7 protein-coding genes are annotated in these 12,512 nt (G+C 65.2%); 4 read left to right on the top strand and 3 right to left on the bottom strand.

Annotated features, from left to right (window positions below):
- The first annotated feature begins 293 nt into the window (after positions 1-293).
- Positions 294-1,607, top strand: coding sequence for a lipid IV(A) 3-deoxy-D-manno-octulosonic acid transferase (waaA, locus tag BCV67_RS05655; RefSeq protein WP_062166844.1), 1,314 nt, complete (start codon positions 294-296; stop codon positions 1,605-1,607).
- A 440-nt stretch (positions 1,608-2,047) separates the two neighbouring features.
- On the opposite strand, the gene BCV67_RS05650 is transcribed toward waaA, so the two are convergent.
- The 3 genes from BCV67_RS05650 to BCV67_RS05640 all read right to left on the bottom strand — a co-directional run bounded on the left by BCV67_RS05650 (position 2,048) and on the right by BCV67_RS05640 (position 4,883).
- On the bottom strand, positions 2,048-3,415 hold the full coding sequence (locus BCV67_RS05650; protein ID WP_062166843.1) for a TolC family outer membrane protein: 1,368 nt from the start codon (positions 3,413-3,415) through the stop codon (positions 2,048-2,050).
- Positions 3,416-3,435: 20 nt separating this feature from the next.
- On the bottom strand, positions 3,436-4,083 hold the full coding sequence (locus tag BCV67_RS05645) for a protein-L-isoaspartate O-methyltransferase family protein (protein ID WP_062166842.1): 648 nt from the start codon (positions 4,081-4,083) through the stop codon (positions 3,436-3,438).
- 125 nt (positions 4,084-4,208) lie between these two features.
- Positions 4,209-4,883 (bottom strand): TetR/AcrR family transcriptional regulator, encoded by a 675-nt coding sequence (locus tag BCV67_RS05640; protein WP_062166841.1) that lies wholly within the window; start codon positions 4,881-4,883, stop codon positions 4,209-4,211.
- Between the two features lie 108 nt (positions 4,884-4,991).
- On the opposite strand from BCV67_RS05640, the gene BCV67_RS05635 reads away from it, so the two are divergent.
- The 3 genes from BCV67_RS05635 to BCV67_RS05625 all read left to right on the top strand — a co-directional run bounded on the left by BCV67_RS05635 (position 4,992) and on the right by BCV67_RS05625 (position 12,498).
- Positions 4,992-6,125 carry an efflux RND transporter periplasmic adaptor subunit gene (locus BCV67_RS05635; RefSeq protein ID WP_062166840.1) on the top strand — a complete coding sequence of 378 codons (1,134 nt, stop codon included), beginning with the start codon at positions 4,992-4,994 and terminating at the stop codon, positions 6,123-6,125.
- A gap of 127 nt (positions 6,126-6,252) precedes the next feature.
- Complete coding sequence (locus tag BCV67_RS05630; RefSeq protein ID WP_062166839.1) at positions 6,253-9,414, top strand: efflux RND transporter permease subunit; 3,162 nt, start codon at positions 6,253-6,255, stop codon at positions 9,412-9,414.
- A 153-nt stretch (positions 9,415-9,567) separates the two neighbouring features.
- Positions 9,568-12,498, top strand: coding sequence for a ligand-binding sensor domain-containing protein (locus BCV67_RS05625; RefSeq protein ID WP_062166838.1), 2,931 nt, complete (start codon positions 9,568-9,570; stop codon positions 12,496-12,498).
- Positions 12,499-12,512: the final 14 nt, after the last annotated feature.

Below are 12,512 nucleotides of genomic sequence, written 5' to 3'. Positions count from 1 at the left end.
GTGTGTGCAAGGGCATGGCAACTGCAGCAGCAACTGCAAAGCTACCCCCTCTTCAATCCTCCCCTGCGCTGCGCGCAAGGAAGGAGGCAGGTAAAGGCCGCTGCAGAGTCAAGGCCCGCTGCCAACAGCGAAGCCCACCTCCCGCGATCCGGCCTCGCGCTGCATGCCAGGTTGCAGGTAAAAGGCACTGCGGCTGCAAAGGCGGCAGCGTCCGGTCCTGTGCGGTGTCGCCTGTTGTGCAATGGCACGGCGCTTTGTCGCGTTGTTGCGGCGTTCTCCCGTATCCTTCGCCGATGCGCAAGGATCCCGTCGAGTTTCTGCTGCGCGGCATCTATTCGGCCGTGCTCTATCTGCTGCTGCCCATCACCGTGTACCACCTGGTATGGCGCGGTTTCCGCGTGCGCGAGTACTTCCGGCGCTGGGACGAGCGCTATGCGTCCTATCCGGACAGCGGCGCACAGCCACGTGTATGGCTGCATGCGGTGTCGGTGGGCGAGGTCAATGCAGCTGCACCGCTGGTCAATGCACTGCGTGCACAACGCCCGGACATCCGCTGGATCATCACCACCATCACCCCGACCGGCTCGCAGCGGGTGCGCGCGCTGTGGGGCGATGACGTGGACCATGTCTATCTGCCGTACGACGTGCCTGGCAGCGTCAGCCGTTTTCTTGGGCACTTCCAGCCCAGTCTGGCGCTGATCCTGGAGACCGAGCTGTGGCCGAACATGTTGTTCGGTTGCCGCGATCGTGGCATTCCGGTGTACATCCTCAACGCTCGGCTGTCGGCGCGTTCGTTGAAGGGCTATCGCGTGCTCAAGGCGCTGGTCGGGCGCGCGCTGCGCACGGTTACCTGTGTCGCGGCGCAGTCGCAGGCCGATGCAGCGCGTTTCATCGAGCTGGGCGCACTGCCCGCGCAGGTGCAGGCACTGGGCAATCTGAAATTCGACATCCATCCGCCAGATCCCACCGACGTGCTGCAGGCCTTCCACCAGCATGTGGCGGCGACGCGGCCGATATGGATCGCTGCCAGTACCCATGAAGGCGAAGAGCAGGCGGTGATCGACATCCATGCGCGCCTGCTGCAGCAGCATCCCGATGCACTGTTGTTGTGGGCGCCGCGTCATCCCGAGCGTTTTGCCAAGGTCGAAGCGCTGGCCCGTGAGCCGGGCTGGCGCGTGGCTATGCGCAAGGCGCAGCAATGGCCTGCTGCCGATACCCAGGTCTTCGTGATCGACACCCTGGGCGAGTTGATGGCGTTCTATGCCTGCGCGCAGGTGGCCTTCGTGGGCGGCAGCCTGCAGGCCATTGGTGGGCACAATCTGCTGGAGCCGGCGGCGATGGGTACCGCAGCGGTGACCGGCCCGCACCTGCACAATTTCGCCGAGATCTCGCGGCGCATGGACGAGGCCGGTGCCCTGTGTATTTGTGCCGATGCGGCGGAAGTAGGTGAAGCCGTGTCACGTCTGTTGCAGGATGATGCCGAGCGCGAACGCATGGTGCAGGCGGGGCGGGCGCTGGTAGCCGATGGCCGTGGCGCGTTGGAGCATACGATCGCCTTGATCACACCGCAGTTGCCGCCGCCCAGCGAGACTCAGTTAACTGGTTGAAAGCGTCGCTTTGGGTAATCGGCATGCCACACGGTAAGCCGCGAAGCTGATGTTGCTGAAGCCATTGGCAGCGGTGCGATCTTATGGCGTCCCTGCTTCGCGGCTTACCCCGCTCCCACAACAGAACGATGCTGGTTGGCCTGACGCAGCGGTCTGGCGCTTGGCTGTGGGAGCGGCGTAAGCCGCGAAGCTGATGTTGCTGAAACCATCGGCAGCGGTGCGATCTGATGGTGTCCTTGCTTCGCGGCTTACGCCGCTCCCACAAAAGCGGGCTGCTGCCGCTCCCGCCAATAGGAACTGCTCCGGCCAATAGGTACTGCGCCTGCCAGTACGAACGGATGCCGCAAAAAAAAATCCGACGCCAGGGCTCTGGCATCGGATTCGGAGGTTTCATCTGCGTGGGTGTGCAGGCTCAGGGCCTGCTCACGCGTTCGCGATGATTACTGCGGATTGCTCTGCAGCTTGGAAGCGGCATCCACCGTCAGCAGACGGTTGATGTCCTGGACTTCGCTGATTTCCAGGTCACCAATGGCCTGGCTGAGCTGCAGGCGGCTCAGCAGGAAGTTGTAGCGCGACTGCGCGTAATCTACCTGGGCGCGGAACAGGGTTCGCTGGTTCTGCACCACGTCCAGCACGGTACGGGTACCCACTTCCAGGCCGACCTGCGAGGCGTCATAGGCACTCTGTGCCGAGACCACGGTCAGGCGGCGGGCTTCCACTTCGCTGATGCCGGCAACCAAAGCCTGGTAGGCATTACGGGTGTTGCGGTCGAGCGCACGCTTCTGCTGTTCGAAGGTGTCCTGGGCGATGTCGCGACGGGCCAGCGCCTGACGCACGCCGGACTGGGTGGCGCCACCGGCGAAGATCGGCACGTTCAAGGTCAGGCCAATCGAATTGGTGGTGGCATCGGGGGTAGCGCTGCCAGCGCCGGTGCTGTCACCCCAGCGCGCGCTCTTGCCCCAGCTGCCGCCCAGCGAGAGGGTTGGGTAGTGGCCACCACGTGCGGCCGACACATTGGACTCGGCGGCGCTGACCTGCAGCTCCTGTGCCTTCAATGCCGGGTTGCGTGCGACTGCATCGGTGACCAGCTGGTCGACGTTGCCGCGGTTGGCCGGCACTTCCGGGCGGAAGTCGACGGGCAGGCCGCGCACATCGCGCACCGGCTGGCCAGTCAGCTCGGTCAGCGCCTGATAGGCGTCTTCCAGTGCGTTGCGGGCGAGGATCGTATCGGCACGTGCCTGGTCGTACTGGGCGCGTGCTTCATGCATGTCGGTGATCGGCGCCAGGCCCACTTCCAGGCGCTTGTCGGCGTAGTCGAACTGCTTCTTGGCAGCGGCTTCGTTGGTCTCGGCGGCGGTCAGCGATTCAATGCCGACCAGCACATTGAAGTACGTGGTCGCGGTACGTACGACCAGCTCGTCATTGGCCGAATCCAAGGTGAAGTCTGCGGCCTTGCTGACGTCGCGCTGCGCACGCAGGTTGGCGAACTGGCTCCAGTTGAACAGGGTCTGGCTGCCGTTGATGCCGTAGGTGCGGCTCTTCGTGGTATTGCTGCCGCTGACGCCAGCCGCGACTCTGTCCAAATTGCTGTGGTTGCGGGTCAACGAAGCCTCACCGCCGATCTGCGGCAGCAGTGCCGCACGTGCCTGCACCTGGCCTTCCTTGTCGAACAGGCGCGTGGACTCGGCCGCAGCCAGCTGCGTGTCACCGTTGCGGGCCATTTCGTAGACCTGCAACAGGTCGGCGGCATGGGAAGTCAGCGGAGTGAGGGCGACTGCCAGCGCAAGGGTGAGGGATCGGCGGATCATTGCGGCTTCCTTGGAAGGTTTCAGAGTTGGAATTGCGGTGCGGGCGCAGCGCCCTGCAGGTAATCAAGATCGGTTTCGAACAGCGAGGCGATGCTGCCGTCGGCCTGCACCAGCACTGCTTCCATCACCGGCGAAACGCCGCGGATGGCAAACAGGCGGCCGCCGCTGCGCAGCAGCTTCAGCAGTTCCACCGGAACGGTTTCAACCGCACCGGTGATGCAGATGGCGTCGAACTGACGCTGGCTCTGCCAGTTCAGGGCATCGGCGACTTCAATGCGGACATTGCTGCCCAGCTTGGCCGCGTCCAGGTTCTGGCGGGCGCGCTCGGCCAGCTCGGGGTGGATTTCCAGACTCAGCACTTCGCGGGCCAGCTCGCCCATGCAGGCGCTCAGGAAACCGCTGCCGGTGCCGATTTCCAGCACTTCGTCGGTGGGCTGCAGATCCAGCGCCTGCAGGGTGCGGCCTTCGATGACCGGCTTCATCATCTTCTGGCCATGACCCAGCGGCAGCTCGATGTCGGCATAGGCCAGGGCGCGATGGGATTCAGCGACGAAGGCCTCGCGCGGCAGCCGCGCCAGCACGTCCAGCACGCGGACTTCCAGCACGTCCCAGGGACGGATCTGCTGTTCAACCATCATTTCGCGGACGTGGGAGTAATCAATCGTCATGGGAAGCTCATCATTCCAGCGCAGTGGGCCGGCCATTTTACCGGTTACCAGACACAAAGTACGGACCCAACATTGAGCTGAGGGCCGCGCGTGACGCAGTGCCGGAAGTCATTCGGACCTCCGGTTCATTCAGCTTGCCGGCGTGGCTCATAGGCGCGGATGAAGAAATCAACGCTGGCGGCGATGTGGACATCGGCATTGAGGGGGTCCGGGGCGGCGCACAGGCCACACATCATATGCGTATGCACTTCGCCCTTGATCAGGCAGAAGAACTGCCGGGCGGCCAGGCCCAGGTCCTCGATGGCCAGCTGGCCACGGCTGACGCGGGCCCCCAGGAACTCGGCCAGGGCGCTCTCGGTACGGGCCGGGCCGGCCTGCCAGAACATCTGGCGGATCCGGTCATCGGTGTCCGGGGTCATCATCATGCGCTGGGTGGCAATGGCCGCATCACTGCTGATCAGGTCGAAAAAGGCGTGGCCGATGCCCAGCAACTGGCCGCGCAACGGTGCCTCGTTGTCGGTGACAAACAGCTCATCGGGCATCATTTCCACGCACTTGGCCTGAATCGCCTCGGTGAACAGGGTTTCCTTGTCGCCGAAATGGCTGTAGACCGTCAGCTTGGACACACTGGCGCGGGCGGCGATTTCGTCCATGCTGACGCCGTTGAAACCCAGTTCGATGAACAACGCCTTGGCTGCATCGAGGATGGCCGCACGCTTGCCGAGATCCTTGGGGCGACCCGGACCGGCACTGCGTGGCGCCGTTGTCGCGGGCGCGGAGGAGGGTTTTTTCGGGCACATCAGGCAATACTAGACCAGCTGGTTCGATATTTATACTATACCGATGCGTTTAGTAATGGCGGCCAAATTCCGCCCTCTTTCCCTCCCTTGCGTTCGCGACCTTTACCTATGAATTCCCTACGCTGGATTGGCTGTTGCCTGTTGTTGCCCCTGCTTGTCGCCTGCGGCAAGCCCGAGACCGTACCCGCACCCGCCGTACCCGTACTGGTGGAGCATCCGGCCGGCAATGGCGGGGTGGCCATCGGTGCCTATCCTGGCGAGGTACGCGCCCGTGAAGAAACCGCGCTGTCCTTCCGCGTCGGCGGCAAGCTGCTGCGTCGCGAGGTTGACGCCGGTCAGCGGGTCAAGAAGGGCCAGTTGCTGGCCGAGCTCGACGTTGCCGACTACAACCTGCAGGCGCGTGCGGCACAGGCACAGTACGCGGCCGCCGAGGCCGATCTGGTCCGTGCCCGGGACGAGCACAAGCGCTACCAGGCCCTGGCCAGCCAGCAGCTGGTCAGCCAGTCCGCACTGGATGCGCAGACCGCGGCGTTGAAGGCGGCCCAGGGCCAGGCCGATGCCGCCCGCGCCGATCTGGACGTGGCCCGCAACCAATCCGCCTATGCCCAGCTGCGCGCGCCCGAAGACGGCCTGATCGCCAGCCGCGAGGCCGAGGCCGGGCAGGTGGTCGCGGCCGGCCAGACCATCTATACGATGGCTGCCGATGGCGCCCGCGAAGTGGCCATCGCGCTGCCGGAAAGTGTCATCCGCGATTTCAGCGTCGGCCAGGCGGTCGAGGTGGAACTGTGGAACCAGCAAGGCAAGCGCCTGGCGGGCAGCATCCGCGAGATCGCCGCCGCCGCCGATCCGCAGGCGCGTACCTATGCCGCGCGGGTAAGCCTGGCGGCCGATGCGCTGGACACGGTGGAACTGGGCCAGAGCGCGCGGGTGTTCATCGCGCATGGCAAGCAGGGAGTGATAAGCGTGCCGCTGGCTGCCGTGCAGGCCGGCAAGCAGCCGCAGCAGGCCAGCGTCTGGGTGGTGAACCCGGCCGATGGCAAATTGCAGGCACGGGCGGTGACGCTGGGTCCCTATGGCCCGGAAAGCGTGCCGGTGCTGCAGGGTTTGAAAGCCGACGACTGGGTGGTGGCTGCCGGTGGCCATTTGTTGCGCGAAGGTCAGCCGGTGACTGCCGTGGACCGCAGCAACCGGCCCATTGAACTTGGCGCACCGAAGAAAGCTGCGTCGGAGGGCTCGCGATGAGCCTGTCGAAATCTTGTATGTGCGACACCTTCGCCCTTCCCCCTGCGTGGGAAGGGAACGGGATGGGGGCTGACGCTGGCGGCAATACCGAGCGGCGCTGGATCCGCGCTGAAAAGGGGACTGAGGCGTGAAGCGCTTCAATCTTTCCGAATGGGCGCTCGGTAACCGCCCGCTGGTGCTGTTCATGATGATCGCCATGGCGATCATCGGTGCCTGGTCGTACAAGCACCTGGGCCAGTCCGAGGATCCGCCGTTCACCTTCAAGGCGATGGTGGTGCAGACCATGTGGCCCGGCGCCACTGCCGAGCAGGTCTCCAAGCAGGTCACCGAGCCGATTGAAAAGGCGCTGATGAACACCGGGCAGTTCGAGTTCATCCAGGCCTATTCGCGCCCGGGCGAGTCGCAGGTGATCTTCATGGCGCGCGATTCGATGCGCTCCAAGGACGTGCCCGAACTGTTCTACCAGGTGCGCAAGAAGGTGGGCGACATCCAGTCGCAGCTGCCGGCCGAAGTGATCGGGCCGTTCTTCAACGATGAGTTCGGCGACACCTTTGGCAACATCTACGCGTTGACCGGCAAGGGCTTCGACTACGCGCTGATGCGCGATTATGCCGACCGCATCCAGCTGCAACTGCAGCGGGTGGACGACGTGGGCAAGGTCGACCTGATCGGCCTGCAGGACGAGAAGGTGTGGATCCAGTTGTCCAACACCAAGCTGGCTACGCTGGGCGTATCACTGCAGCAGGTGCAGGAGGCGCTGGCGCAGCAGAACGCGATTGCGCCGGCCAGCTGGTTCGAAACCCCGACCGACCGCGTGCAGCTGCGCGTCAGCGGCCAGTTCACCTCGGTCGAGGACATCCGCAACTTCCCGATCCAGGCCGGTGAGCGCACCGTGCGGCTGGGCGATATCGCCGAGGTCAAGCGTGGCTTCGCCGATCCGGCCTCGGCCAAGATGCGCTTCATGGGCGAGGATGCCATTGGTATTGCCGTGGCGATGAAGAACGGCGGCGACATCCTCAAGCTGGGCAAGACCCTGGATGGCGAGTTTGAACAGCTGCAGAAGACGCTGCCGGCCGGCATGCAGCTGCGCAAGGTGTCCGACCAGCCGCATGCGGTGAAGGAATCGGTGGGCGAGTTCGTCAAGGTGCTGACCGAGGCGGTGGTGATCGTGCTGCTGGTGAGCTTCTTCTCGCTGGGGTGGCGCACCGGCCTGGTGGTGGCGGTGTCGATCCCGCTGGTGTTGGCGATGACCTTCTTCGTGATGCATCAGTTCGATATCGGCCTGCACAAGATTTCGTTGGGTGCGCTGGTGCTGGCGCTGGGCCTGCTGGTGGATGACGCGATCATCGCGGTGGAGATGATGGCCACCAAGATGGAGCAGGGTTACGACCGCCTGCGCGCGGCCAGTTTTGCCTGGACATCCACCGCCTTCCCGATGTTGACCGGTACGCTGATCACCGCGGCTGGCTTCCTGCCGATCGCAACGGCGGCATCGAGTACCGGTGAATACACCCGCTCGCTGTTCCAGGTGGTGACGATTGCTTTGGTGGTGTCGTGGATTGCCGCGGTGCTGTTCATTCCCTACCTCGGCGACAAGATGCTGCCGGACCTGCACAACCCGCAGCCGCCCAAGCCGGGCAGCATTGCCGCGCGTTGGCGCGCGCTGCGGCTGCGCTGGGCCGACCGCAACCCGGCGTTGGCCAACCTGGTCAGGCCGAAGGAACTCTCGCACGACCATGACCCGTACAAGAGCGCGTTCTACCAGCGTTTCCGCGGCTTCCTGGATGCCTGCCTGCGCCGCCGCTGGCTGGTGATCCTGGCCACCGCCGGCTTGTTCGTGTTCTCGCTGGTGATCTTCCGTTTCGTGCCACAGCAGTTCTTCCCGGATTCCACCCGGCCCGAGCTGATGGTGGATATCGAACTGGCCGAAGGTGCGTCGTTGACCGCCACCCAGGCACAGGCGCAGAAGTTCGAGGCGCTGATCAAGGACCACAAGGGCGTGGCCAACTTCGTCGGCTACGTCGGCAATGGTTCGCCGCGTTTCTATCTGCCGCTGGACCAGCAGCTGCCGGCCACCAACTTCGCTCAGTACGTGGTGTTGGCCGAAGACACCATGGCACGCGAGGCATTGCGTGATTGGATGTTGAAGGAAGTGGTGCCGAAATTCGGCGACGTGCAGCTGCGCGTGACCCGCCTGGAGAACGGCCCGCCGGTCGGTTACCCGGTGCAGTTCCGCGTCTCCGGCGAACACATCGAGCGGGTGCAGGCCATTGCCGCGCAGGTCGCCGACAAGGTGCGGCAGAACCCGCATACCACCAACGTCAACCTCAACTGGAGCGAGCCGAGCAAGGTGGTGCGGCTGGTGGTGGACCAGGACCGCGCCCGCGTGCTTGGCGTGAGCAGCGCACAGATCGCGCAGTTCCTGACCAGCTCGCTGTCGGGCATGAGCGTGAGCACCTACCGCGAAGGCAACCGCCAGATCGGCATGTTGCTGCGTGGCCCGGACGACGAGCGCGCGCGCCTGGACATGCTGGGCAGCCTGGCCATTCCCACCGCCAGTGGCAAGGCGGTGCCCTTGTCGCAGGTGGCCAAGCTTGAGTACGCCTTCGAGGACGGCATCATCTGGCACCGCGACCGCCTGCCCACGGTGACCGTGCGTGCTGACATCGGCGACAGCATGCTGCCGGTAGGCGTAGTCGAGCAGATCGAGCCGACCCTGGCGGAAATCCGCGATGCGATGCCCAGCGGCTACCTGCTGGAAACCGGTGGCACGGTGGAGGATTCGGCGCGTGGCCAGAACTCGATCAAGGCCGGCATGCCGCTGTTCCTGGTGGTGGTGGCAACCTTGCTGATGGTGCAGCTGCGCAGCTTCTCGCGGGCGGCGATGGTGTTCATCACCGCGCCGCTGGGCATCATCGGAGCCACCTGGTTCCTGTTGCTGTTCCAGGCCCCGTTCGGCTTCGTGGCGATGCTGGGCACGATTGCGCTGGCCGGCATGATCATGCGCAACTCGGTGATCCTTATCGACCAGATCCAGCAGGACATCGATGCCGGCCACGACCGCTGGCACGCCATCATCGATGCCACCGTGCGCCGCTTCCGCCCGATCGTGCTGACGGCGCTGGCGGCGGTGCTGGCGATGATTCCGCTGTCGCGCAGTGCGTTCTATGGCTCGATGGCGATCTCGATCATGGGCGGGCTGATCGTCGGCACGGTGCTGACCCTGGTATTCCTGCCGGCGCTGTACGCGGCCTGGTTCCGGGTGCGCCCGGATGAGGCAACCCACTGAGGATGGTCACCGCGACGCCGGTCCGGGAGACCGGATCGGCGTAAGAAACGGCGAAGTACTTCACGATCGAGGTGGTAAATTGGCGCGCCGGCGGGGGAGCCGGCGCGACCTGCGGAGGCAGGGTTGTCCAGACGCCAGCCGATTCTCGAGGGGATGACTGCAGCAACTGCTGGCCGCAAGCGGCTGGCCGGCATGGTGTGGGCAGCGCTGGCGTGCGTGCTGTTGGTAAGCAGCAGTGTGCCGATGGCGCTGGCCGCACGGCATACCGTGGCCGGTTGGGGCATGGAGCAGGGCCTGCCGCACAACCTGGTGCAATCGGTGGCGCAGGGCAGTGACGGCTTCATCTGGCTGGGTACCTGGGAAGGCGTGGTGCGCTTCAATGGGCGCAGCTTCACCGTGTTCGACCACCAGAACACGCCCGGAGTGGAGTTGTCCGGTGTAGTGAGCATCCTGCCGGAAGCGGATGGGGCGGTACTGTTCGGCACGATTTCCGACGGTGTGTATCGCTATCACGGCGGCCGTTGGGAGGCATTGGGCGGTGCCGATGCCCGCCATCTGTCGGTCAGTGCATTGCTGCGTGATGGCAACGGCGCGTTGTGGATCGGCACGCAGGAAAAACTGTTCAGATTGCTGCCCTCCGGGCAATTGCTGGATGCCGGCAGGGCGCTTGGCCTGGCTGACGCGGCGGTCACCGCGTTGCGCCGCGGTGCCGACGACACCGTGCTGGTAGCCACCGAGAAGGGCGTATACCAGTTGCAGCAGGGCCGGCTCAGTGGCTGGCAGGACACCGCCGGCTGGGTGGTGCGCGACCTGCGCGAAGATGGCAGCGGCGGTTGGCTGGTGGCCGCCGACGACGGTGTTCACTGGTTGCGTGGCAACGGCCAGCGCCAGCATCTGCTGCCGGGTGAGCGGGTGGATGCGGTGCGCGTGGACGGCAGCGGCGCGCTGTGGCTGAGCCTGTCGGCCGGGCGGCTGGTGCGCTGGAACGCTGGCAACATCGAGCGGATTGCCATTCCGGGCCAAGTCAGCCCCGCCTTGATGATCGATCGCGAAGGCCTGGTCTGGGCAGGCAGCACCGATGGCTTGTTCCGCGTCGATGAAGGCGCCGCGCGCGGGTTGACCAGCGACGATGGCCTGGGCTCGGACTATGTGCGTGCGCTGATCCAGTCGGCCGATGGTGATGTGTGGATAGGCCACTCCGAAGGGCTGGACCGGATGCGCGGCGATGCGATCAGCCGCGTGCGGCTGTTGCCCGGCAACCGTCGAGACGCCTCGGTGCTGGCCTTGGCCACGCGCGGCGCCACGTTATGGGCGGGCACCTACAACCAGGGGGTGTTCCGGCTGGATGCAGCCGGGCGGGTCGTGCAGCAGATCCGCCTGCCCGGCACAGTGCAGCCGCTGATCCGCAGCCTGCTCAGTGAAAGTGACGGCAGCCTGTGGATAGGCAGTTCCGAGGGCCTGTTCCATTACCAGCAGGGCAAGCTGCGTCATTACGGCCTGGACCAGGGCCTGCCCGGGCCGGCCGTGCATGCCTTGTACCGCGACCTGTCGGGCGTGTTGTGGATCGGCACCAATGGCGGCATGGCCAGCCTGGAGCCGGATGGCAAGCTGCACGGATGGTCGGCCGACCTGGATTTCCCGGCACGTTATGTCTTCGATTTCCTGGGCGACCACAACGGCGATCTGTGGATGGCCACCGACCACGGTCTGCTGCGCAAGCGCGGGCTGGATATCACCGTGTTCGACCACCGCAACGGCCTGCCGCGCGACAAGATTTTCCGGGTGATCGACGACGGTGCCGGCCACCTGTGGCTGCCCAGCAACCAGGGCGTGTTCCGGCTGGACCGGCATGACCTGATCGCGGTCGCCGCCGGCGCGCGTACGCATCTTGCGGTGCAGGTGCTGGACCATACCGACGGCATGCCCAGCAGCCAGGGCAACGGCGCGTCCTCGCCGGCAGGTTGGCTCACTGACCAAGGCGAGCTGCTGTTTCCCACCGCTGGCGGCCTGGCGGTGATCGACCCGCAGCGTGTGGACGGGCCTACCCGCTTGCGCAAGTTTCCGGTTGTCATTGACAGCGTGGTGGTTGACGGTGACCCGCAGCCGCTGCGCAGCGGCTATGCGTTGCCGGCCGGGGTGGAGCGCATTGCCGTGGCCTACGCCGGGCTGGGCTTCCGTGCTCCGGACAAGATGCGTTACCGCTATCGGCTGGAAGGTTTTGACAACGACTGGGTGGAGGCGGGCAGCCGCATCGAAGCGATCTATACCAATCTGCCGCCCGGCAAATACCGGCTGCGGGTGCAGGCGATGTCATTGCCGCTGGACTGGGAAAACACCCGGCGCGGTGGCGAGGCGGAGCTCAACCTGGATATCGCCGCACCGCTGTGGCAGCGGCCGTGGGTGCATTGGTTGAGCGGGCTGGTGCTGTTTGCGATGCTGCTGTTGTTGCTGGGCTGGCGTGCTACCAGCTACCGGTTGCGGCAGAAGCGGCTGAACAATGAAATCGCCGCGCGCACGCAGGAACTGAGCGAAAAGAACCGCGCGCTGGAACAGGCCGATTTCGAGCGTGCCAGCCTGTTGCAGCGGCTGGAACACCAGGCCATGCACGATGCGCTGACCGGCCTGCCCAATCGGCGTGCGGGCGATGCCTACCTGCAGAAGGCACTGGTGCAGGCCCTTGCCGACGGCACGCCATTGAACGTGGCGCTGGTGGATGTGGATCACTTCAAGCAGATCAACGACCGCTACGGGCATGAGGCCGGTGATCAGGTGCTGCGCGATATCGCCAGCCTGTTGCAGCTGCGGCTGGGCAAGCAACAGTTTGTTGCGCGCCACGGTGGCGAGGAATTTCTGGTGGTGATGCCGGGCCTGTCACTGGAAGCCGCAGTGGAGGCCTTGCAGGAACTGCGCACGCGACTGGCACGGCTGCGCTTTGAAGAAGTGGATGCAGAGGTCAGCGTGACCGTGAGCATCGGCGTTGCCGCGCTGGGGCCGGGCCAGATGACTGGCCGCACGCTGCTGGCAGCGGCGGACCGGCAGCTTTATCGGGCCAAGCACGAAGGCCGCAATCGGGTGCTGGCGTGATGCCGGCGCAGCGG

It is taken from the genome of Stenotrophomonas nitritireducens (assembly GCF_001700965.1).
Lineage (GTDB): Bacteria > Pseudomonadota > Gammaproteobacteria > Xanthomonadales > Xanthomonadaceae > Stenotrophomonas > Stenotrophomonas nitritireducens_A.
This window is presented reverse-complemented; position numbering and strand designations above follow the sequence as displayed.

Bases quoted from the DNA above. Each gene is read 5' to 3' on its own strand.
- waaA (WP_062166844.1), top strand. From the start codon at position 294: ATGCGCAAGGATCCCGTCGAGTTTCTGCTGCGCGGCATCTATTCGGCC.
- BCV67_RS05650 (WP_062166843.1), bottom strand. From the start codon at position 3,415: ATGATCCGCCGATCCCTCACCCTTGCGCTGGCAGTCGCCCTCACTCCG.
- BCV67_RS05645 (WP_062166842.1), bottom strand. From the start codon at position 4,083: ATGACGATTGATTACTCCCACGTCCGCGAAATGATGGTTGAACAGCAG.
- BCV67_RS05640 (WP_062166841.1), bottom strand. From the start codon at position 4,883: ATGTGCCCGAAAAAACCCTCCTCCGCGCCCGCGACAACGGCGCCACGC.
- BCV67_RS05635 (WP_062166840.1), top strand. From the start codon at position 4,992: ATGAATTCCCTACGCTGGATTGGCTGTTGCCTGTTGTTGCCCCTGCTT.
- BCV67_RS05625 (WP_062166838.1), top strand. From the start codon at position 9,568: ATGACTGCAGCAACTGCTGGCCGCAAGCGGCTGGCCGGCATGGTGTGG.